The following is a 20,912-nucleotide window of genomic DNA, read 5'->3' as shown; positions in this document are numbered from 1 at the left end:
GCTTGGCCTGGTTGGGCGGCTTGCGGCTGAATATCGGCCGCTGCCGTGACGGTCGGCCATAACCGCCGATACTATCGGCAGCGATGACCACCGACTTCTACAACCTGCTGCTGAGCGATTGCGGCCTGGCGGTCGTACTGCTGGGCCTGTTCTGGTATCTGGAACGCATTTCGCGCGGTCTGCGCGGCATCGCTCTGTGGGGCGCGGCCCACCTGGTGTATTCGCTGGGTGCAGCGATGCTCGACGGCACCACCCAGGAACTGGAGCGTTCGGGCGAATGGCATTCGGCATACTGGACCGCAGGCCTCGGCGGCCTTCTGGCCTGTGCGGGACTGGTGGGCCTGGCCTGGTCGATGATGCGATTCGTGGGCCAGCGCCGGCTGCGCATCTACGAATGGGCTTTGATGCCGGTATGCGTAGGCCTGTCGTTGGCGGGCTGGTGGTTCTGGGGTACGGTGGATGCGCAGGGCGCGGCCATGAGCATCACCGAAGTGCTGGTGCTGTTGCTGGTAATCGCCCAACTGCGCCACCTCAATACCGCGCCCGACCGCGTGCCGGCACGCATCATGATGCTGGGCTGCGCGGTACTGCTGGTGCTGTACTCACGGGACCTGCTGCACGCGTTCACTGCCCAATACGGGCCGAACGACGCCTGGGTCAACCTGGATCTGTCGATCTGGTTCCTGCTCAATTTCTGCATGCTCATGCTGACCAGTTTCCGCGCAAGCGAATCGCTGCGGCTCAGCGCGCTGTTCGACCCGCTGACCGGCGCGCTCAACCGGCGCGGCCTGAGCAGCGAACTGCGCACGCGCATCGAACCCATGCTGCCTGGCCGTGGGCTCTGCGTCATCGCTCTGGACCTCGACAGTTTCAAGTCGATCAACGATCTGCATGGCCATGAAACCGGTGACGAGGTGCTGCAGCGTTTTTCGGAGACCGTGCGCGGGTGCATTCGCAACGAGGATCTGTTCGCCCGCATAGGCGGTGAGGAATTCGTAGTGGTTCTGCCCGACAGCGGCTCCGAGAACGCCAAACAAATGGCCGAACGCATTCGCGAAGAAGTCGCAGCCCTCCAGTTCCGCACAACGGGTCCGCAAGTGCGCGTAACCGTCAGCCTGGGAGTTGGAGCCTCGACCGTGCCGCAACCGTTCCCCGCATTGATGCGCGCTGCGGACCAGGCGCTATACGAAGCCAAGCGTTTCGGCCGTGATCAGGTGCGAGTTCAATTACTGCAAACCGAGGAAACTGCCACGGCGCGAAATTCCTGACTCGGAGTGTGTGGTCATAAAAGTGACTTAAATAACAGTAGAGGGTATATTTCAGGTCATGAACAATTCGTCTTCGCTGCTGCCTGCGCTAATACATCTGCATTTGTTCAAAAATGGCGGGTCGACGCTGGATTGGATCCTGCGCAAGAACTTTGGCCAGCAGTTCATGGAATTCCATGGCGAAACCGCCAACTCCGTGCTGCTTGCGCCCGACATCGAACGGATGATCAGGGAGCACCCCGAACATGTCGCTTTCAGCAGCCATCATTTCCGTCTTCCCCTAGACACGGTAACCACGAAGCCAGTATTCCCTATTTTTTTCTTGCGGCACCCGCTTGATCGCATCGCTTCCATGTTCGATCAAGAAAGACGCATGGCAGCAGAAGGCGACGACTGGATGTTCGCCTCGCTATCGGACTGGATTGAGCATTCGGTCCGCAACAGGCCTTACATTTTTTGCGATTCGCAGGTGTCTTTTCTGGCTCGTGGCGGGGTCTACTATGAACCACCCAATGAGTTTTGCCTGGAAGACGCCATCGATGCTCTGGATCGCTTGCCGTTCTTTGGCCTGGTCAGCGAATACGATGCCAGTGTCGTTCTTCTGGAAAACCAGGTTCAGCAGTGGTGGCCAGACTTCGATGGCGCTCATTTTCCGCAGAACGAGGGCTCACGCGATCGCGGCCTTGACAGCAGATTGGAACGACTCGCTTCGCATTTGACTCCATCCGCCTATGCCGCCTTGTTGCGCAACAACAAATACGACTTGGCTCTGTTCGAACATGCTCGGGCGGAACTTCTAGCAAGAACTGAACAGATCTCAGATTTTTCCGAAAAACTGGACTCACTGAAACAGAGAAGTGCGTTGTTGCGTTAATACTCAACCCTCAAACGAACTGAAAAAAAAAACCCCGCCGAAGCGGGGTTTTTTCTTGACCGTAGAGACCGCCTCGATCAGAAGCGGTACTGCGCGGAGATGCCGTACAGGTCGGCGCCGCCGTCGTATTCGCCCACCAGGCGCGCGCCGGTCGAAGAACCGATGTTCACTTCCGGCGTGTCGGCCAGGTCGATCTTCACGTAGCTGGCGTTCAGTTCCAACTGCTCCGAGATGTTCCAGGTCAGGCCCAGCGAGTACCACATGCGGTCCTGGTCGGGCATGCGCGGAGTGCGGTACGGCAAGCTGATCGGAGAATCGTCGCGAGCTACGCCAGCGCGGAAGGTGAAGCTGTCGCTGAACTTGTACTCGCCACCCAACGAATAGAACCAGCTGTCTTTCCACAGATAGTTTTCGGCCGAATCCGGCTGCGCCGGGTTGTCGAAGGTGATGCGGATCTCTTCCAGCGAGTGCCAGTCGGTGCGCGCCACTTCGGCCATCACGGTGAAGCGATCGGTGGCGTAGTAGGTGCCGCTGAGGGTGTCCACGCTGGGCGTGGTCAGCTTGGCGCCGGCGCCGGTGTCGACGAAGCGGCCGCTGGCGGCGAAGATCGGCGTGACGTTGGCCGGCACGGTGAAATCTGCGGAGCCGCGGACCTCATGATCGATCTCGGAACGGTGCGAGTAGCCCAGCGACAGCTTGTCGGTCGGACGCCAGTTGAGGCCCACGATCCAGCCCAAGCTGTTGTCGGTGCCATTGACCGACACCGTGCCGTCGTTCTGCTGCGGGCCGTAGGTCGGGCTGGCGCACAGCGCGGCACTGGCTTGGCAGATCACCGTGCCGAAGTCCAGGGCGTTGGACAAAGTGACGTCGGAGTGCTCGTAGATCATGCCCAGGCCGACCGAGAACGTGTCGCTCAGTTCCAACGAGGCCGCCAGGGTCAGGTCGATGATCTCCACATCGGACTTCAGCGCCTGGTAACGGCCGACCCAGCCATTGTCGTATTCGGTCTTCAGACCGAACGGCGCGCTGATCATGGCGCCCAGGGTGAGGTATTCGAAGTCGCCGTTGAGCGGCAGCACGAACGAAGCGGCCGGTACGGCGGTCAAGCCGCCCGCATCTCCGCCATTACCGCCGGTCAGCGGCTGCGCCAGCGGACTGCCCGCGGCGGCGCTACCGCCACCGTCGAATTTGAACGAAAGATCGATGCCGGTGACGTCGGCCTGCACTGCCTTCTCGGTGAAGGTGGACATGACTGCCGGGTTGTTGGCGACGACCGAAGCGTCGCCCTTGGCCGATGCCGCACCGGCCATGGCACGGCCCTGCGCCTTGACGCTATTTTCTTTCAGCTGGAAAGCCGAGGCCTGGGCCTGGCCACAGGCAAGGGCGCCGGCGATGCCGAGGGCCAATGCCGAGATGCGGGTTGCTTTGCTTACTAATTCCATGGTGTCTCTGCTCCGGAAGGACGTGGGAAAGCTCTCTGCGCCGCTCAGAGGACGATGTTCCGTCCTGCGACCACGTGCCGGAATCCCCTCCCGACATACGACGCCGTATGCAGTATACATTCAGGGGATAACCAAAAGCTAACAATCCATACCGACGTTGGTTAGTCTTGGGTTCATGGTTGTGATGCAAGTCCCTGGCAGCGCTGGGTTTGCGGAACAGGTACATTTCCGCCATGTTCGTCTCACTGCCCTCACGCAAGAAACCTTCCCTGCGCTGGGCCACCCCCGTTCTGTTCGCGGCGCTGTGGGTGGTCTTCCTGTGGGCCGCAACGCGGCCGGTAGCCGCTCACGACAGTTTGCTGCTGAATTGGGGCGCCCTGTCCGGCGGTTTGTCCACGCCTCAGGACTGGGTGGCCGCGGTGCGCGACGGCAGCGCGCTGCGCCTGTTCACCGCGTTGTTCCTGCATGCGGATTGGGCGCACCTGCTGGGCAATCTGGTGTTCCTGCTGATCTTCGGTCTGCCTGCCGAACGCACCATGGGCCCGTGGCGGTTCCTGATCCTTTTTCTGCTGGGCGGAGCCTTCTCCAATCTGGCCGCCGTGCTGGCCATCGGCACGCCGGACCGGGTGATCATTGGCGCCAGCGGCGCGGTGTCGGCGGTGATCGGCGCTTATCTGGCGCTGTTCCCGCGGGCCAAGCTGGGCGTGGTAGTGCCACTGGGCCTGTTTCTGGAGTTCGTGAAAGCGCCCGCTTCGCTGTTGATCGGCATCTGGGCGCTGCTGCAGGTGATCTTCGCCTACATCGGCCCGGCCTTCGGCGCGGTGGCGTGGTCGGCGCACATCGCCGGCTTCCTGTTCGGCATCGTGTTCGCGCTGTTCGTGCGCGCGGCCATCGCGCGCAGACTGCGCAAACGGCAAGGGTATTGATTCAAGCCATGCAGCGGATTTATTAGATTTTTGGAACCGTTCGTGGTGAGCTTGTCGAACCACGCTCTTGGCGCAATATTGGGGAGGCAAGCAACCCGCTCTTCCTCGAAAAGCGTGGTTCGACAAGCTCACCACGAACGGCAGAAAGAGATTCCGAGCGAATGGTTCGCGACACCACGAACGGGATACCGGACTCCGCATGAACGGAGTTTCTGTTCCGATCAGCTTCTATCGACCAGCTTCTATAATCGGTCCATGGCCAAGTCCCTCTACAAAGTCACCTTCCTAAACCACGGCAAGATCTACCAGCTGTACGGCCGGCATGTAGCCGCCAGCAGCCTGTGGGGATTCACCGAAGTGGGCGAACTGGTGTTCGACGTGCACGACGGCATCGTGGTGGACCCGACCGAGGAACGCCTGCGCGACGAATTCGCCGGCACCAAGGTGCTGCATCTGCCGATGCAGAGCATCGTGCGCATCGAGGAAGTGGAGCGCAAGGGTCAATCGGTGATCCGCGATGCGGAGAGCGGCGAACGGGTGGTGACTCCGTTTCCGTTGCCGTCCAAACCACGCTGAATTGCCCGGATTCCCTGCCGGGAAGCCTTGATGCACGATGTTTGAAGCACGGTGGGAGCGGCGGGACGCCGCTCCCACGGATTGCAGTTCAGGGTTTCGCGGAGGCTGTCGGTGCTGTGACCGGAGCTTTCTTCTTCAGCTCGGCCAGCGCCGCATCGATCGGCTTGTCGCCCTCCAGCACATCGCCGGCGCTGTAGCCTTCGGCGCCTTCGTCGTCGCCGCGCAGGTGGCCGGGCAAGGTGGCCTCACTGTAGTCGTAGGGCGCCGCGGATTCTTTGGCCGCCGGCGCGTCGGGCTTGAGCACTACATCCGGCACGATGCCGCTGGCCTGGATCGATTTTCCGCTGGGGGTGAAGTAGCGGGCCGTGGTCAGCTTCACCGAGTCGCCATTGTCCAGAGGTAGCACGGTCTGCACCGAACCTTTGCCGAAGGTGCGGCTGCCGACCACGCGCGCGCGCTGGTTGTCGCGCAGCGCGCCGGCCAGCACTTCTGCGGCGCTGGCCGAACCCGCATCGACCAGTACGACCAGCGGGGCGCCCTGCAAGCGGTCGCCGGGAGTGGCGTCGAACTTGGAATCGCTGATCGCGATGCGTCCGCGGGTGCTGACGATGTTGCCTTTCTCCAACAGATCGTCCGCCACCTGCACCGCCGAAATCAGCAGGCCGCCCGGGTTGCTGCGCAAGTCCAGCACCAGCCCCTTCAACTTTCCATTGATCTGCAGCTTGTCCAGGTTGCGCTGGAAATCGGCACCGGTGTCGGCCTGGAAACTGTTGATGCGCACATAGCCGTAGCCCGGCTCCAGCATCCGGCTGCTCACACTGGCGATGCGGATGGTTTCGCGGGTCAGGGTGACGTCGAAAGGTTTCGGCTTGCCTTCGCGCGCGATGGTCAGGGTGAGCTTGGAGCCCGGCTCGCCGCGCAAGGGTTCCATGCCGTCTTCGCCACTGATCGGCTTGCCGTCGATGGCGACGATCACATCGCCCGACTTGATGCCGGCCTTGGCCGCCGGCGTGCCGTCGATGGGCGCGATCACACGCAAGGTGTTGTCGGGCTGTTGCAGCAGTTCCACGCCCACGCCGTCGTAAGCGCCGGTGGCCTGCTCGTCGAAGGCCTCGGCGTCTTCCTTGTCGAAATAGGTGCTGTGCGGATCCAGGTCCAGCAACAGCCCGCGGATCGCCGAGTGCATCAGCTTCTTGTCGTCCACCGGCTCGACATAAGCGTCCTTGACCGCGTTGTACACCGCCACGTAGCGGCGGATCTCGTCAAGCGGCACTTTCGAGGGCGCGGTCTCGGCCGCATCGGGATCGTCGCTGGAAGCGACCAGCGGCGGCTCTTTTTCCGCCTCCTGGGCGAAGGCGGGCATGCAGCACAAAGCTAGAAACAGGACCAGGGGAAAACGCATGCAATCGCTCCGGGGAGGCTTCGAATGACCGACCTCGCACCGGGGCGCGAAGTTTCACCCGATTATGCGGGAAAGCCTGTTAACGATTTCCACAGTACGCGGCTGTGGCTTCTGCCTCCCCCTTTAAAAAAGGGGGATCGAGGGGGATTTGCTCTTGCTTCTCACCCAGCAAAGATCAAGAGCAAATCCCCCATAGCCCCCTTTACAAAGGGGAAAAGCGTCTCAGCGGCGCTGCAGCCAGGAGGAAGGATCGACCGGCTGGCCGTTGCGGCGCAGTTCGAAGTACAGCGCCGGCGTGCCCTGGCCACCGGACGTGCCGACCTTGGCCAGCGCGTCGCCGCGCTTGACCCGGTCGCCCACGTCGCGCAACAGGCTTTCGTTGTGCGCGTACAGACTCATGTAGCCGTTGCCGTGGTCGATGATCAGGATCAGGCCATAGCCGGTCATCCATTCGGAAAACACCACGCTGCCATCGGCCACCGCGGTGACCGTGCTGCCGGCGGGCGCGCCGATCAACACGCCGGAACTAGCGCGTCCGTCGGGCATGCGGCCACCGAAGCGCGCCAGCAGGTTGCCCGACAGCGGCCAGCCCAGGCCACCGACTTTCAGCGCCGGCGCATTGGCCACGGCAGGGCGCGCCGGCGTGCGCGCGGCTGCCGTTCTGTCGCCCGCGTTGCGCGGCGTGGCGGCGGCTCGTTTCTCGGCGGCCTCCTGCGCCGCCAGACGGCGCGCCTCGGCTCGGCGTTCCCGCTCTGCGCGCGCCGCGGCGGCGCGCAGATTGGCCAGCAGGCTTTCCAGCGAACGCGCATCCTGGCCCAGCGCTTTTTCTCGCGCGCTGCGGTCCTGGTAACGCTGGTCGAGCTCGGCGGTCAACGCGGCATTGGTCTTGCGGTCCTTGGCCAGCGCAGCGACCTTGGCGCGCTGCTGGCTGCGGGTGGCGTCGAGTTGCGCGCGGCGCGCAGCGATCTCGCGCTCCACTTCCTCCAGCGCCTGCAGTTCGGTAGAAAGCGCGGCGATACGCTGCGCGCGGTCGCGCTGCAGGTAGCGGTGGTAGGCCAGCGCGCGGTTGGCGTCGGCCACTTTGTCCTGCGATAGCAGCACCTTCAACGGCGCGTCGCCGCCCAATTGATAGGAGGCGCGCACCAGCGCGGTCAATTGCCGGCGCTGTCCGTCCAGGCGCGAGCGCATGTCGTCGCGTTGCTTTTGCAATTGCGCGAGCGCGGCTTCTTCGCGTTTGAGCGCGGTTTCGGTGTCGTTGAGGGAGCGGCTGGATTTGCCGACTTGCTCGTCGGCTTCACGCAGCTTGCGGGCCGCTTCGCCGCGCGCGTTCTCCAGCTTGCGGCGTTCCTGGGCGATGCTCTTCAGTTCGCCGCGCAGCTTCTGCAGTTTCTTTTCGGCTTCGCGCTGGCTCTGCGCGGGCGAAGGCGGGACGGCCAGCAGGCCGATCGCCAGCACCAGGCAGGCAAGGACGAAGCGCGGCTTCATCCGGCTTTGTCGAACAGGCTGCGGCCGGTCATTTCCGCGGGCTGCGGCATGCCCAGCAGATCGAGCAACGTGGGCGATACGTCGCGCAAGGCGCCGCCAGCACGCAGTGTCGCAGTGCGCTCGCCGACATACACCAGCGGCACCGGCCCCACGGTGTGGGCGGTATGCGGCTGTCCGGTATCCGGGTCGCGCATCATTTCCAGGTTGCCGTGATCGGCGGTGATGATCAGCGCGCCGTGCTGCGCGCGCACCGCCGCGTCCACGGCTCCTATCGCAATGTCCACCGCCTGCGCGGCCAGGATCGCCGCCTGCAGATCGCCGCTGTGGCCGACCATGTCGGGATTGGCGATGTTGCACACGATCACGTCGAAGCGCCCGGAACTGATGGCTTCCACCAGCTTGCCGGTGAGTTCGGGCAGGCTCATCGCCGGCTGCAGGTCGTAGGTGGCGACCTTGGGGCTGGGCACCAGGATGCGTTCTTCGCCAGCGAAGGGCTCTTCGCGTCCGCCGCTGAAGAAGAAGGTCACGTGCGCGTATTTCTCGGTCTCGGCGATGCGCAGCTGGGTCAGGCCGGCCTCCGCCAGCAGTTCGCCCAGCGTATGGCGCAGATCGTCGGGCCCGAAGGCGACGGCAGCCGGCAGCTTGGCGTCGTATTCGGTCAGGCACACGAAGCGCGAAAGTTTCGGCCGGCGTGCATCGAATCCGTCGAAACCGGGCGATACGAACGCCGAAGTGATCTGGCGCGCGCGGTCGGCGCGGAAGTTCATGAACACCACCGCGTCGCCGTCGCGCATGGGCTGGGCGCCGTCGATCACCGTGGGCAGCACGAACTCGTCGTTCTCGCCGCGCGCGTACGCAGCCTGCAGGGCGGACAGCGCGTCGGGGGCATGGTGTTCGCTCTTCGCTTCCACGATAGCGTCCCAGGCCAGCCGCAGGCGGTCCCAGCGCTTGTCGCGGTCCATCGCGTAATAGCGGCCACTGACCGAAGCGACATGGGCATTGCCCAGTTTGTCGCACACCGACTGCAATGCCAGCAGGCTGGCTTCGGCCGAGCGCGGCGGCGTATCGCGTCCGTCGAGGAAGGCATGCACGGCCACGCGGGCCACGCTGCGGCGCTTGGCCAGCTCGAGCATGGCGAAGATATGGGTTTGATGGCTGTGCACGCCGCCCGGCGACAACAGCCCGAACACGTGCAAGGTACGGCCGTCGGCCTTGGCGTCCTCGCAGGCACCGACCAGTTCCGGGTTGTCGAAGAAGCTGCCGTCCTCGATCGCCGCATCGACGCGGGTCAGGTCCTGATAGACGATGCGGCCGGCCCCCAGGTTCATGTGCCCGACTTCGGAATTGCCCATCTGCCCGTCCGGCAGGCCCACATGGCGGCCTTCGGTATGGATCAGCGTGTGCGGTGCGGTGGCCAGCAGACGCTGCCAGTTCGGCAAGGTGGCCTGGGCCAACGCATTGTCGGCGGGATCCTCGCGATGGCCCCAACCATCTAGGATCAACAGGACGACGGGCTTGGGACGCGCGGGGGAAGCGGACACGATAGAACTCCAGTGGCAGGCCAGTGACTTCGAGCAGGCAAGGATTGTAGCGAAGCCCGACCTGCTGGACGCTGGCGGGATTCCCGCAATTCCGCCTTCCTTCGCTCCGTCACGCGGAAATTACCGAACGGGCTTTAAACCCTAGCCGCGCCAAAAGCATCACAATCGTCATCACCCAGACAGGAAACCCATCATGTCCCCAGCACGTACCGCACTTTTCCTCACCTTGGCCCTGAGCGTGGGCAGCGCATTGGCCGCCGAGGACGTCTCCAAGGTCAACGGCAGCATCACCGCCGAATCCGGCCAGACCTACGGCGACCTGGAAACGGTCAACGGCAGCATCCGCATCGGCGGCGGCGCGACCACCGATAACGCCGGCACGGTCAACGGCAGCATCGCGGTGGGCGACAAGGCCGTCACCGGCGACCTGGAAACCGTCAATGGCAGCATCAAGCTGGAACGCGAGGTCACTGTCAATGGCGGCGTGGAAACCGTGAACGGCAGCATCTTCATCGACCGTGGCGGCAAGCTGAAGGGCGGCGTGGAAACCGTGAATGGCGCGATCGGCCTGGTCGCCACGCAAGTGGGCGGCGGCATTGAGACCGTGCGCGGCAACGTCACCGTGGGCATCGACTCGCATGTGCGCGGCGGCCTGGCCGTGCGCAAGTCGCAAGGCATGTTCAACATGGAGCCCAAGCGCGATCCGGTGATCATCATCGGCCCCAACGCCGTGGTGGAAGGCCCGCTGGTGTTCGAACGCCCGGTCACGCTGTACGTGCACAAGACCGCCAAGACCGGCACGGTGACCGGCGCCACCGCCAAAACCTTCGACGGCCCCACCGCGCCGAAGGAATGAACGACCGACGCGGGGACGGATCTTCCGGTCCGTCCCCATCGGCACCCGCGCGCCAGGACCGCAGGCGCTAGAATCGAAGGTTCCTGAAACGAGGAACCCTGAATGCGATCCCCTCTTCTGTTGCCCCTCGCCCTGCTGGCCGCTTTATCGGCCTGCAAGCGCGAGACGCCCACAACGGCGACGCCCGAACCCGCTGCGCCAGCCGTTCCCGCTGCCGCCGGGCACGCTTTCGCCGCCGACATCAACGCAGCCGATTTCTCCGAACTGGTGAAGACGCTGGCCTCCGACGAGTTCGAAGGGCGCGGCCCGGGCACTCCCGGCGAGGACAAGACCGTCGAATACATCAAGACGCAGATGGAGCGCATCGGCCTGAAAGCCGGCAACGGCGACAGTTACTTCCAGACCGTGCCGATGATGGAGACCACCGCCGACGAGAACACGGCGATGACCATCGACGTCAAAGGCAAGACGCATACGCTGAAGTTCGGCAGCGACATGGTGGTGGGCACGCGCACCGGCCAGCCCGAAGTGAAGGTGGAAGCCAGCGACATGGTGTTCGTCGGCTACGGCGTGGACGCGCCGGAGCAGAAGTGGAACGACTACGCCGGCCTGGACGTCAAGGGCAAGACCGTGGTGATGTTCGTCAACGACCCGGGCTTTCACGCCAAGGACGAATCCTTGTTCGAAGGCAAGCGCATGACCTACTACGGGCGCTGGACCTACAAGTTCGAGGAAGCCGCGCGCAAGGGCGCCGCCGCCGCGATCATCATCCACGACACCGAAGGCGCTTCCTACGGCTGGGACGTGGTGAAGAACTCCTGGTCCGGCACCCAGTACGACTTGCGCGCCGCCGACGATCCGGCCCCGCGCGTGCCGCTGCAGGGCTGGATCACCGGCGACCAGGCCAAGGCTTTGTTCGCCGACGCGGGGTTGGACCTGGACAAGCTGCGCGCCGACGCCAACAAGCGCGGCTTCAAGGCCGTGCCGCTGCCGGCGAAGATGAGCGTGGACCTGAAGAGCACCAGCACCGAGAAGCAGTCGCGCAACGTGGTCGGCATCCTGCCCGGCAGCGAGAAGCCCGATGAAGCGGTGGTGTACATGGCGCACTGGGACCACCTGGGCAAGCATCCCGATGAGCCGGGCGACAACATCTATAACGGCGCGGTGGACAACGCGACCGGCGTGGCCGGCATCCTGGAAATCGCCGACCAGTTCGCCAAGCTCGGCAAGCCGAAGCGTTCGGTGGTGTTCCTGGCGGTGACGCTGGAAGAATCCGGCCTGCTGGGCTCCAAGTACTACGTCGCCCACCCGGTGGTGCCGCTGGACAAGACCGTGGCGGTGATCAACCTCGATGCGATGGGTGTGGCCGGCAAGACCCGCGACATGACCGTGGTCGGTATGGGCAGTTCAGAGCTGGAAGACATCCTCAAACCCATCGCCGAGAAACAGGGCCGCACGCTGCATTCCGAATCGCGTCCAGAAGCCGGCAGCTATTTCCGCTCCGATCACTTCAACTTCGCCAAGGCCGGCGTGCCGGCGCTGTACGTGGACGCAGGCGACGACCTGATCGACGGCGGCAAGGCCGCGGGCGACGCGGCGGCCAAGGACTACAACGAGAACCGCTACCACAAGCCCGGCGACCAGTTCGACGCGGCGACCTGGAAGCTGGACGGCACCATGGACGAACTGTCCGCGGTGTACGGCGTAGGCCTTGAAATCGCCAATGGCGATCGCTGGCCGAACTGGTATGCCGGCAATCCGTTCAAGAGCGCGCGCGACGCGATGCTGAAGGGTAAATGATCCTGTAGGAGCGGGCCCTGCCCGCGACGCTTTTCAAGCGAGAGCGTCGCGGGCAGGGCCCGCTCCTACAAAAAGACCGGACGGCGCCGCAAGGCGCCGTCTCTATTTGCGGGCGCTTCGGCTAGGCTATGGCGCACTCTCAAGGAGAAAGACATGTCCATCGCCTATTGGTGCATCCTGATCGCCGCCCTGCTGCCGTACCTGTGGGTGTCGGTCGCCAAGAAATCCGGCGAGCGCTACAACAACCGCGATCCGCGCGACTGGCAGGCCAGGCAGACCAATCCGCGCTCCAATCGCGCGCACGCCGCCCATCTCAACGGCTTCGAATCCTTCCCGGTGTTCGTCGCCGGCGTGCTGATGGCGCAGCTGGCCGGCGTGGCGCCGACGACCGTCAACCTGCTGGCCATCGTCTTCGTCGTCGCACGCGTGCTGCACGGCGTGTTCTATGTGGCCAACGTGCAGGCGCTGCGCAGTCTGGTATGGCTGGTCGGCTTTGCCAGCGCCATCGCCCTGATCGTGATGGCCGCGCTGAAGATTGGCTGAGAGACCACGCCCTACAGCATCTTCTCGTCCCAATCGAACAGGGCGTAGGCCTTGCGGAATTCCGCATCCAACGGCGCCGTTACGGCGATGCGTTCGCCGCTGACCGGATGCGTGAACGACAGCGTGGACGCATGCAACAGCATGCGATGCACGCCGCGCATGCGGAACTGCAGGTTATGGCGGCCATCGCCATGGCTGGTGTCGCCGATCATGTGATGGAAGGCGTGCTTGAGGTGCCGGCGGATCTGGCGGAAGCGCCCGGTCTCCAGCCGGCACTGCAGCAAGGCGTAGCGCGAGGTCTCGAATCCGTTCGAAGGAACCGGCAGCTCGCCGGTCGTCAGACGGGTGAAATGCGTCACCGCCGGTTTCTTTTCCGGCTTGCCCGGCCCGCCGTCCAGCGGATGGTCCACGGTGAAGGCCGGTTCGGGCCAGCCGCGGCATACGGCCAGATATTCCTTGTCCACGTCCTGGGACATCAGCGTCTTGCCCAGGGCGCTGGCCGTTTCGCGGTCGAACGCCAGCAGCAGGCAGCCGCTGGTGGCCCGGTCCAGCCGATGGATCAGAAAGATCGGTTTGCCGAACTGCTCGCGCAGGCGGTCGGCGGCGAAATCGGTTTCGCCGCGCGCCAGCTTGCTGTCATGGACCATCAGTCCGGCCGGCTTGTCGACTACAGCCAGCCATTCATCCGCGAACAGCGTCGTCAGCCCTAATGTTTGTTGTTGCACAGTTTCTCCGTTCCAGGCTGCGGGCCGTTGAAATTTGAGACACTCGCGGGCGGCGCACGGAAGCGATGGACGCAACCGGCGCCTGTGTGTCCAAGAAGACCTCCAAGGAAACCCGCATGCAAACGCTACGCCCTATTCTCGCATTCGCCCTGGCATTGACGCTGGGATTGTCTGCGGCCGGCCCCGCCCACTCCCGTGCCACCGCACCGCCCGCCAACGGGGGCATAGTCAGCGGCCCCAGCATCGAAGGCATCAGCGAATACAGGCTGGCCAACGGTCTGCGCGTGCTGCTATTCCCGGACGCCAGCAAACCCACCGTTACCGTCAATCTGGTCTATGGCGTGGGTTCGGTGAACGAGAACTACGGCGAAACCGGCATGGCCCACTTGCTGGAGCACCTGCAGTTCAAGGGCACGCCCACGCAAAGCGACATCAGCGGCGAGATGAAGAAGCGCGGCATCGATTTCAACGCCACCACTTCGCTGGACCGCACCAATTATTTCTCCTCGTTCCCGGCCAGCGACGACACCCTGACCTGGGTGCTGGGCATGGAGGCGGACCGCATGCTCCATTCCAATATCGCCAAGAAGGACCTGGACAGCGAGATGACCGTGGTGCGCAACGAACTGGAAAGCCGGGAGAACAATCCCGGCGGCGTGCTCTTCGAACGCGTGCGCTCCACCGCCTACCTGTGGCACAACTACGGCAAGAGCACCATCGGCGCGCGCTCGGACGTGGAAGGCGTGCCGATCGACCGTTTGCAGGCGTTCTACCGCCAGTGGTACCAGCCCGACAACGCCACTTTGATCGTCGCCGGCCGCATCGAACCGGAAAAGACCCTGCAGCTGATCGCCGAACGCTTCGGCAAGATCGCCAAGCCGTCGCGCGTGCTGCCGCGCTACTACACGGTCGAACCGACCCAGGATGGCGAACGCGAAGTGACCGTGCGGCGCGTGGGCGATCTGAGCCTGACCGCCGTCGCCTATCACGTCCCGGCCGTCGCCCATGCCGACAATGCCCCGCTGAGCGTGCTCGGCGACCTGCTGGGACACACGCCCGGTGGACGCCTGCATAAGGCCCTGGTGGAAACCAAACTCGCCGCGGGCGCGGGCGCCTTCGTCGAATCCATGCGCGATCCGGGCCTGTTCGGCGCTTACGTGGTGGTGCCCAAGGACGGCGACAGCGTCAAGGCGCAGGCCGAACTGTTGAAACAAGTGGAAAAGCTGGCCGAACAACCGGTGACCCAGGCCGAAGTCGACGAATCGCGCCAACGCATCGCCAACTCCTTCGACCTTTACTTCACCGACGTCAATGCGGTGGGCATGGGTCTGTCCGAATACCTGGCGGCGGGCGACTGGCGCCTGCTGTTCACCACGCGCGATGCCATCGACAAGGTCACCGCGGCCGACGTCAACCGCGTGGCTGCCGCGTACCTGAAGCCGAGCAACCGCACGCTGGGGCGTTTCGTGCCTACCGAGAAGCCGGACCGTGCCGAGATCCCCACCGCACCGGACGCCGCCAAGGTGGTGGAAGGTTACCAAGGCCGTGCAGTCGTGGCCGCTGGCGAAAACTTCGATCCCTCGCCGCAGAACCTGCAGGCGCGCACGCAGACCTTCACTTTGGGCGATGGCCTGAAAGTATCGCTGCTTCCCAAGAAAACGCGCGGCCAGACCGTGGTGGTCAACGCGAAGTTCCGCTTCGGCGACGTGGCCTCGGTCACCGGCCGCCAGAATGCGGCGGGCATGGCCGGCGCCATGCTGATGCGCGGCAGCAAATCGATGACCCGCCAGCAGATCGACCAGCGCTTCGAAGCACTGAAGACCCAGGCCAATGTCAGCGGCAGCCTGCAAGGCGCAGGCATCAACCTGCAAACCCGCAGCGCGCAGCTGGCCGACGCGCTGGCGCTGGCGGCCGACGTGCTGCGCAACCCGGCGTTCCCGGAAAGCGAGTTCGAGCAATTGCGTCTGCAAGCCATCACCGGCATGGAGGCTTCGCGCAAAGAGCCGGGCAGCGTTGCCGGCATCGCGCTGGCGCAGCACTTCGATCCCTGGCCGGCCGGACACCCGCTGCATGTACAGACGCTGGACGAATCGCTGACCGCGATGAAAGCGTTGAAGCTGCAAGAACTGGCCGCCTTCCACCGGGAGTTCTACGGCACGGCCGAGGGCGAGATCGCCATCGTCGGCGACTTCGATCCCGTTGCGGTGAAAAAACAGCTGGAAGGATTGTTCTCGGGCTGGAAATCCCCGAAAACTTTCGCGCCCATCGATACCCGGTACACAGCGGTGCCGGCCAAGCGCGAGCGCTTCGAAACTCCCGACAAGCCCAATGCGGTGATGCTGGCCCGGCAGAACCTGCCGCTGAAGGTGACCGACGAGGACTACCCTGCGTTGATGGTGGCCAACCGGGTATTCGGCGGCGGTGCGCTCAAGTCGCGGCTGGGCGATCGCATTCGCCAGAAAGAAGGCCTGAGCTATGGCGTCGCCAGCGGCATCCACGCCGACGACAGCCGCGACCGCAAGGACGATGCCGGTTCCCTCAGCATCCAGGCCATCGCCGCGCCGCAGAACATGGACAAGGTGGAAGCGGCGGTGCGCGAGGAACTGAGCAGGCTGGTCAAGGACGGCATCACCGCAGAGGAGCTGCGCGATGCGGTGTCCGGCACTCTGACCGAGCGCCAACAGGCGCGCGCCGAAGACGGCAGCGTGGCCGACATGCTGGCCGACCAGCTTTACTACGGCCGCGACATGAAGTTCACCGAAGCGCTGGATGCGCGCTACCGGGCGCTGACCCTGGAGCAGGTGAATGCCGCCATCCGCAAATACTTGAACCCGGAGGCGTTGAGCGTCTACAACGCCGGCGACTTCGCCAAGGCGGCGCAGGCCGCTCCGGCCCTCGCCAAGTAACGCACTTCGACTTGGCGACAACGGCCCGTATTCGGGCCGTTGTCGTTTTTGCAATCCGCTCGATCGGCTAGCTGAGACCGTGCCGCAGCCACAGCACCGCTTCGGCCTCGTCGGTGAATACGCGCGCGTGCATGCCGGCTTCCAGGGCGAATATTTCGCAGTACTCGATCCGTTCCAATCCCATCGGTTTGACGTGCGCGATCCGCAACCGTTCCAGCGGCCCACCCTTCATCATTTCGACCAGCTGCCGCCAGTGTTCCTCTGACAAGGGAGCGCCGGTCATCTCGTCTATCAGCAGCAATCCGGCCGATGGCCGCTTGTCCAGTTCCGCCACGATGGCGTACCAGTAGGCCACGGTACTCTCGAACGTGGCCTCGCCCCTGACCCGCGCCTTCAACCCGAAAGGATGCGTGGAAAACACGATCTGGAAAGACGCCTGGGCCATCGCGACGATCCCCTAGGGCAAGGGGGGCAATGCTATACCGATATTCCGGGGCGGCGATGAATTTTCGTTGTGCGGGGAACGCCCCCGCAGCGCGACCCCGGCAGGGGGATCAACGCCGCGGCCACGCCGCCAGCAGCGCCCACAATCCGCCCAGACCGGCGATCCATGAGGAGGCCGGAATCGCCAGAATGCTCGGCCCGCCCGCTTCGAAGCCGTACAACACCGCCGCCACGATCAGCAGGCCGGTGCCGAGGATGGCGGCGACGATGCGCCGCTGCATGCCTTTCATGGTCTGCGCAAGTTCGTTGAGGTCGTGCGAGCGCATGGCCAACTCATGCTTGCCTTCCACCTGCTGTTTCAGCCAGGCGTGCACCAGGCGCGGCATGTCCGGCGCGTGGGTCATGATTTCCGGCAGCCGCTTGCGCAGTTCCTGCACCGCGCGCTGCGGGCTGTAGCGTTCCAGCAGTATGCGTTCCAGCACCGGTTTGGCCACGGCCCAGATGTCGAGCTGCGGATCCAGCTGGCGGCCGACGCCTTCGATGTTCAACAGCGTCTTCTGCAGCAGGATCAACTGCGGCTGCAGGGTGAGTTCGTACTTCTGCGCGACGCGGAACAGCTTCACCAGCACTTCGGCCAGGGAGATTTCCGACAGCGGGCGGGTGAAGTACGGCTCGCACACCGAGCGCGCCGCCGCTTCCAGTTCGTCGATGCGCACCGTGGCCGGCATCCAGCCCGCTTCCACGTGCAGCTCGGCGATGCGCCGGTAGTCCTTGTTGAAGATGGCCATGAAATTCTCGGCCAGGTAGTACTGATCTTCCTGCGACAGCTGGCCCATGATGCCGAAGTCCAGCGCGATGAAACGCGGGTTGGACTTGCGCGCAGGATCGCTGTCGACCCAGATGTTGCCGGCGTGCGCATCGGCGTGGAAGAAATTGTCGCGGAACACCTGGGTGTAGAAAACGCGCACGCCCTTGGCCGCCAGCGCCTTGCGGTCGATGCCGGCCGCGTCCAGGGCGGCGATGTCGTCGGAGGGAATGCCGCGCACGCGCTCCATGGTCAGCGCGCGCTCGGCGGTGTGGCTCCAGATGATCTCGGGCACGTACAGATCGTCGGAATCCAGCCACATGCGCCGTATAACGCTGGCATTGCCGCCCTCGCGCTGCAGGTCGAGCTCGGCGGCCAGCGTGGTTTCGATCTCGGCGACTATTTCGCGCGGCCGGATCTTGTCGGCGCTGGGATGGGCGCGATCGACCAGCGCGGCCACGGAGTTGAGCAGCGAGATGTCGGCGGCGATCTGCTTCTCGATTTTCGGGCGCAGCACTTTCACCACCACCTCGCGCCCGCCGGCCAGCGTGGCCGCATGCACCTGGGCGATGGAAGCGGACGCCAACGGCGTGGTGTCGAAGGATTCGAAGGCTTCGGTGACCGGCCTTCCCAACGCCTGTTCGACGATGGCGCGCGCGGCTTCTCCGTCGAAGGGCTTGACCCGGTCCTGCAACTGGGAGAGTTCGTCGGCCACGTCCGGCGGCACCAGATCGCGGCGCGTGGACAGGATCTGGCCGAACTTGACGAAGATCGGGCCGAGTTCCTGCAGCGCCAGGCGCAGACGCGCGCCGCGCGATTGCGCGGCGATGGCCGCGGATGCGCGCGGCACGAACGGACGCGCCAGTTTCAGCCAGCGCTCGGCCGGCGTGTCGTCGAACAGATCGTCCAACCGGTAGCGCAACAGCACTCGACCGATCTTGCTGGCGCGCAGCGCGGCCTTCATGCAACGCTCCCGCGCAAACGGTCGACCTTGGCCTGCAAGCGCTCCACATCGTCGCGCAGCGCATCGACATCGTCGTGGAAGGCGTTGAGTTCCGCGCGGCCGACCACGTCGCGCGACTCCTCGGTGACGAACTCGGCAGCATTCTGGGCCAGGTTCCCGCCCGCACTGCGCAACTGGCGCAACGCGCCGCGCGCAGCGTTGGCGACCTGCACGCCGACGATTTCGCCGAACACCGAAACGAACGGCTGCTGCCAGTCCGGGTCGAAACGCTCCGCCAGCGCCTGCAGGCGGCGGGCCAGTTCGGCGTCTCCGGAAACGCGCACGCGTCCGACCGGAGCGGCGTTGTCCTTGCGCAGGAAGGGAATCTGTCCCAGCAGACCACTTAAAGTGCTGCGGACTGCCAGGTCGGGTTCTTGCGAGGGTTCGACCGGGCCTACTTCCAGGCGTTCGCCCGCTACGCCGATCCGCAAGGCCAGCGCAGGGGCCTCCAGCGACAGTTCTATCTTGCGGCCATCCAGCGGCTTCAGCGCCTCGCGCGTATCGGGGTCCAGCGCCAGAGCGCGGTTGAGCGCGGCTTCGAGCGCACGGCCCGCGAGCGGTTTGAGGGAGTCGAAAGGAGAAGTCGCCATGCGGGCATTCTACCCGGCCGGCGCGGTCGGCCGTGGCGCGTCATCGGACCGAACGCGCCACGGCCGCCATGGCGAGCGGCTCAGGCGCGTTTGCGGAAGAACGAGATCGCCGCCAGGATCAGGAACACGACGAACAGGATCCAGGCGATGTTGCTGGCGGCGCCGGCAATGCCGCTGAAACCGAGCACAGCGGCGATGAGCGCAATGACGAGGAAGATGACGGCATAGTGCAGCATGGGACATTCCGTTGATCGACGCGCCGGATTGGCGACACGGCCATCATCGGCAGGCGGAAGTTGTCTTCAGGTGACGGAGGTGCCTTACTTCAACGCGCGCTTCATCCTTGTGAGGCCTTCGTCAAAGCTCACCCGCGGCCGGTAACCGAAATCGCGCGTGGCCGGAGCCATGTCGTACCAGTGCGCGGTGCTGAGCTGTTCGGCCAGGAAGCGCGTCATCGGCGGCTCTCCTTTCAGCGGCAGTATTTTCCACAGCGTCTCGCACACCGCTCCGATGCGGTAGGCGGCTTTGAACGAGAGATGTTTTTCCACGCGTGGCGCGCCGGCGGCATCGAGCAGCGCATTGAGCAGTTCGCCCATCGGCTTGGGCTCGCCGTTGGAAATGAAATACGCGCGGCCCGCGCACGCCGCGCCGACGGCGAGATGCTCGAAAGCGTCGAAGTGCGCCTGCGCGGCATTGTCGATGTAAGTGGTGTCCACGCGGTTGCTGCCGTCGCCGACTATGCGCAGGCGTCCGGCATTGGCGCGTTCGATCAGGCGCGGCAGGATCTGCTGGTCGCCCGGGCCCCAGATCAGGCGCGGACGCAGGGCGATGGTGGCGAGCGTCTGGCCGTTGGCGGCGAGCACGGCTTTTTCCGCGATCGCTTTGGTTTCGGCGTAAGGCGCCTGGAAATCCTCGCCGTACGGCACCTCGTCCGCGGTGCCGCCCTCGACCGGATGGGTGGCGCGATGGGTGACGCTGGGCGTGGAGGTGTAGACCAATTTGCCGATGCCATGCGTGCGGCAGGCGTCGAGCACATTCTGCGTGCCGGTCACGTTCGCCGAGTAATAGCTTTGATAACTGCCCCAAGCGCCGGCCTTGGCCGCATTGTGGAAGATCGCCTCCACTCCATCGGCCGCATGGGTCAGCGCATGCGCATCGGCCAGATCGCCCTGCACCTGGCCGACGCCAAGAGCAGCCAGCACCGGATAGTGGCCACGGTTGAAGCTGATGACTTTGTGGCCGCGTTCGACCAGACCGCGGCATAGCGCTTGGCCTAGGAAACCGCCGCCGCCGGTGACAAGGATTTTCATGCTTCGCGTCTGCCTTTGGCTCCCTCCCCTGCGAATGCAGGGGAGGGTTGGGGAGGGGTTAAGTCGGCCACTGGGATTATTTCCGAAAGGACCTGCTCTGTTCTCAGCAATGCATCATCATTCCAGAAGCGCAGAACCTTGTAACCATTGCAGCCGAGCCTTTCGGTCCGCTGTTGATCGTATTCGGTCTGCCGCAGGTGTTGCCCACCGTCAAGCTCGATCACCAACCTGATGGAGGGCGCGGCGCAATCAGCGACGTACCCGGCAATCGGATACTGTCGCCTGAACTTGATTCCGTTGATCTGCCGGTTCCTCAGGTGCTGCCAGAGCTTGCGCTCGGCGTCGGTCGCATTCTTGCGCAACTCGCGCGAGTTGTTCCATATGGGCTGCATCCCTGCGCTCCGGATTTAAGTTGC

Annotated in this window: 18 protein-coding genes and 1 pseudogene; 8 read left to right on the top strand and 11 right to left on the bottom strand. The window is 64.4% G+C overall.

From position 1 onward, the window contains the following. Window positions 1-83: 83 nt before the first annotated feature. Both BLR66_RS17210 and BLR66_RS17205 read left to right on the top strand, forming a co-directional pair. A complete protein-coding gene (locus tag BLR66_RS17210) occupies window positions 84-1,268 on the top strand; it encodes a GGDEF domain-containing protein (protein ID WP_093289805.1) in 1,185 nt (394 codons plus the stop codon). A 58-nt stretch (window positions 1,269-1,326) separates the two neighbouring features. After that, window positions 1,327-2,142, top strand: coding sequence for a sulfotransferase family 2 domain-containing protein (locus BLR66_RS17205; protein WP_093289804.1), 816 nt, complete (start codon window positions 1,327-1,329; stop codon window positions 2,140-2,142). A gap of 77 nt (window positions 2,143-2,219) precedes the next feature. Here the strand turns inward: BLR66_RS17205 and BLR66_RS17200 are convergent, their stop codons facing one another. Continuing rightward, window positions 2,220-3,584 (bottom strand): OmpP1/FadL family transporter, encoded by a 1,365-nt coding sequence (locus tag BLR66_RS17200; protein WP_176943936.1) that lies wholly within the window; start codon window positions 3,582-3,584, stop codon window positions 2,220-2,222. Window positions 3,585-3,817: 233 nt separating this feature from the next. Between BLR66_RS17200 and BLR66_RS17195 the strand changes: the two genes are divergently transcribed. Together BLR66_RS17195 and BLR66_RS17190 are read left to right on the top strand one after the other, a co-directional pair. Continuing rightward, window positions 3,818-4,510, top strand: coding sequence for a rhomboid family intramembrane serine protease (locus BLR66_RS17195; protein ID WP_093289802.1), 693 nt, complete (start codon window positions 3,818-3,820; stop codon window positions 4,508-4,510). 255 nt (window positions 4,511-4,765) lie between these two features. Beyond that, the gene (locus BLR66_RS17190) at window positions 4,766-5,086 is read left to right on the top strand and encodes a DUF1820 family protein (RefSeq protein ID WP_093289801.1); all 321 of its coding nucleotides are present in this window, start codon (window positions 4,766-4,768) and stop codon (window positions 5,084-5,086) included. A 130-nt stretch (window positions 5,087-5,216) separates the two neighbouring features. On the opposite strand, the pseudogene BLR66_RS17185 reads toward BLR66_RS17190, so the two are convergent. The 3 genes and pseudogenes from BLR66_RS17185 to gpmI all read right to left on the bottom strand — a co-directional run. Then, window positions 5,217-6,488, bottom strand: a pseudogene (locus tag BLR66_RS17185) (S41 family peptidase); the annotation flags it as partial. A gap of 222 nt (window positions 6,489-6,710) precedes the next feature. Then, complete coding sequence (locus BLR66_RS17180; protein ID WP_093289799.1) at window positions 6,711-7,973, bottom strand: murein hydrolase activator EnvC family protein; 1,263 nt, start codon at window positions 7,971-7,973, stop codon at window positions 6,711-6,713. Next, a complete protein-coding gene (gene gpmI / locus BLR66_RS17175; RefSeq protein WP_093289798.1) occupies window positions 7,970-9,514 on the bottom strand; it encodes a 2,3-bisphosphoglycerate-independent phosphoglycerate mutase in 1,545 nt (514 codons plus the stop codon). Before gpmI ends, BLR66_RS17180 begins: the two co-directional genes overlap by 4 nt. Window positions 9,515-9,707: 193 nt before the next feature. On the opposite strand from gpmI, the gene BLR66_RS17170 reads away from it, so the two are divergent. From BLR66_RS17170 to BLR66_RS17160, 3 genes are all read left to right on the top strand, one after another. Continuing rightward, the gene (locus BLR66_RS17170; protein WP_093289797.1) at window positions 9,708-10,370 is read left to right on the top strand and encodes a DUF4097 family beta strand repeat-containing protein; all 663 of its coding nucleotides are present in this window, start codon (window positions 9,708-9,710) and stop codon (window positions 10,368-10,370) included. Window positions 10,371-10,472: 102 nt separating this feature from the next. After that, a complete protein-coding gene (locus tag BLR66_RS17165) occupies window positions 10,473-12,170 on the top strand; it encodes a M28 family metallopeptidase (RefSeq protein ID WP_093289796.1) in 1,698 nt (565 codons plus the stop codon). A gap of 153 nt (window positions 12,171-12,323) precedes the next feature. After that, window positions 12,324-12,713 (top strand): MAPEG family protein, encoded by a 390-nt coding sequence (locus BLR66_RS17160; protein WP_093289795.1) that lies wholly within the window; start codon window positions 12,324-12,326, stop codon window positions 12,711-12,713. A gap of 11 nt (window positions 12,714-12,724) precedes the next feature. On the opposite strand, the gene BLR66_RS17155 is transcribed toward BLR66_RS17160, so the two are convergent. Then, window positions 12,725-13,438: a pseudouridine synthase gene (locus BLR66_RS17155; protein WP_255402749.1), complete on the bottom strand. Its 714-nt coding sequence runs from the start codon at window positions 13,436-13,438 to the stop codon at window positions 12,725-12,727. Between the two features lie 116 nt (window positions 13,439-13,554). Between BLR66_RS17155 and BLR66_RS17150 the strand changes: the two genes are divergently transcribed. Then, a complete protein-coding gene (locus BLR66_RS17150) occupies window positions 13,555-16,344 on the top strand; it encodes a M16 family metallopeptidase (RefSeq protein ID WP_093289936.1) in 2,790 nt (929 codons plus the stop codon). A gap of 67 nt (window positions 16,345-16,411) precedes the next feature. Here the strand turns inward: BLR66_RS17150 and BLR66_RS17145 are convergent, their stop codons facing one another. The 6 genes from BLR66_RS17145 to BLR66_RS17120 all read right to left on the bottom strand — a co-directional run bounded on the left by BLR66_RS17145 (window position 16,412) and on the right by BLR66_RS17120 (window position 20,888). Continuing rightward, entirely contained in the window at window positions 16,412-16,789 is a 378-nt protein-coding gene (locus BLR66_RS17145) for a hypothetical protein (RefSeq protein ID WP_093289794.1), read from the bottom strand. Between the two features lie 109 nt (window positions 16,790-16,898). After that, a complete protein-coding gene (ubiB, locus tag BLR66_RS17140; protein ID WP_093289793.1) occupies window positions 16,899-18,557 on the bottom strand; it encodes a ubiquinone biosynthesis regulatory protein kinase UbiB in 1,659 nt (552 codons plus the stop codon). After that, a complete protein-coding gene (locus BLR66_RS17135; protein WP_093289792.1) occupies window positions 18,554-19,186 on the bottom strand; it encodes a ubiquinone biosynthesis accessory factor UbiJ in 633 nt (210 codons plus the stop codon). The genes ubiB and BLR66_RS17135 overlap by 4 nt, the downstream gene beginning before the upstream one ends. Before the next feature lie 80 nt (window positions 19,187-19,266). After that, on the bottom strand, window positions 19,267-19,422 hold the full coding sequence (locus BLR66_RS17130; RefSeq protein WP_093289791.1) for a DUF1328 domain-containing protein: 156 nt from the start codon (window positions 19,420-19,422) through the stop codon (window positions 19,267-19,269). Between the two features lie 84 nt (window positions 19,423-19,506). Further along, window positions 19,507-20,496: a 2-alkyl-3-oxoalkanoate reductase gene (oleD, locus tag BLR66_RS17125; protein WP_093289790.1), complete on the bottom strand. Its 990-nt coding sequence runs from the start codon at window positions 20,494-20,496 to the stop codon at window positions 19,507-19,509. Then, entirely contained in the window at window positions 20,493-20,888 is a 396-nt protein-coding gene (locus BLR66_RS17120; protein ID WP_093289789.1) for an endonuclease domain-containing protein, read from the bottom strand. Before BLR66_RS17120 ends, oleD begins: the two co-directional genes overlap by 4 nt. Window positions 20,889-20,912 lie beyond the last annotated feature (24 nt).

It is taken from the genome of Pseudoxanthomonas sp. CF125 (genome assembly GCF_900104085.1).
Classification (GTDB): Bacteria; Pseudomonadota; Gammaproteobacteria; order Xanthomonadales; family Xanthomonadaceae; genus Pseudoxanthomonas_A.
This window is presented reverse-complemented; position numbering and strand designations above follow the sequence as displayed.

Bases quoted from the DNA above. Each gene is read 5' to 3' on its own strand.
- BLR66_RS17210 (WP_093289805.1), top strand. From the start codon at position 84: ATGACCACCGACTTCTACAACCTGCTGCTGAGCGATTGCGGCCTGGCG.
- BLR66_RS17205 (WP_093289804.1), top strand. From the start codon at position 1,327: ATGAACAATTCGTCTTCGCTGCTGCCTGCGCTAATACATCTGCATTTG.
- BLR66_RS17200 (WP_176943936.1), bottom strand. From the start codon at position 3,584: ATGGAATTAGTAAGCAAAGCAACCCGCATCTCGGCATTGGCCCTCGGC.
- BLR66_RS17195 (WP_093289802.1), top strand. From the start codon at position 3,818: ATGTTCGTCTCACTGCCCTCACGCAAGAAACCTTCCCTGCGCTGGGCC.
- BLR66_RS17190 (WP_093289801.1), top strand. From the start codon at position 4,766: ATGGCCAAGTCCCTCTACAAAGTCACCTTCCTAAACCACGGCAAGATC.
- BLR66_RS17180 (WP_093289799.1), bottom strand. From the start codon at position 7,973: ATGAAGCCGCGCTTCGTCCTTGCCTGCCTGGTGCTGGCGATCGGCCTG.
- BLR66_RS17170 (WP_093289797.1), top strand. From the start codon at position 9,708: ATGTCCCCAGCACGTACCGCACTTTTCCTCACCTTGGCCCTGAGCGTG.
- BLR66_RS17165 (WP_093289796.1), top strand. From the start codon at position 10,473: ATGCGATCCCCTCTTCTGTTGCCCCTCGCCCTGCTGGCCGCTTTATCG.
- BLR66_RS17160 (WP_093289795.1), top strand. From the start codon at position 12,324: ATGTCCATCGCCTATTGGTGCATCCTGATCGCCGCCCTGCTGCCGTAC.
- BLR66_RS17150 (WP_093289936.1), top strand. From the start codon at position 13,555: ATGCAAACGCTACGCCCTATTCTCGCATTCGCCCTGGCATTGACGCTG.
- BLR66_RS17145 (WP_093289794.1), bottom strand. From the start codon at position 16,789: ATGGCCCAGGCGTCTTTCCAGATCGTGTTTTCCACGCATCCTTTCGGG.
- ubiB (WP_093289793.1), bottom strand. From the start codon at position 18,557: ATGAAGGCCGCGCTGCGCGCCAGCAAGATCGGTCGAGTGCTGTTGCGC.
- BLR66_RS17135 (WP_093289792.1), bottom strand. From the start codon at position 19,186: ATGGCGACTTCTCCTTTCGACTCCCTCAAACCGCTCGCGGGCCGTGCG.
- BLR66_RS17130 (WP_093289791.1), bottom strand. From the start codon at position 19,422: ATGCTGCACTATGCCGTCATCTTCCTCGTCATTGCGCTCATCGCCGCT.
- oleD (WP_093289790.1), bottom strand. From the start codon at position 20,496: ATGAAAATCCTTGTCACCGGCGGCGGCGGTTTCCTAGGCCAAGCGCTA.
- BLR66_RS17120 (WP_093289789.1), bottom strand. From the start codon at position 20,888: ATGCAGCCCATATGGAACAACTCGCGCGAGTTGCGCAAGAATGCGACC.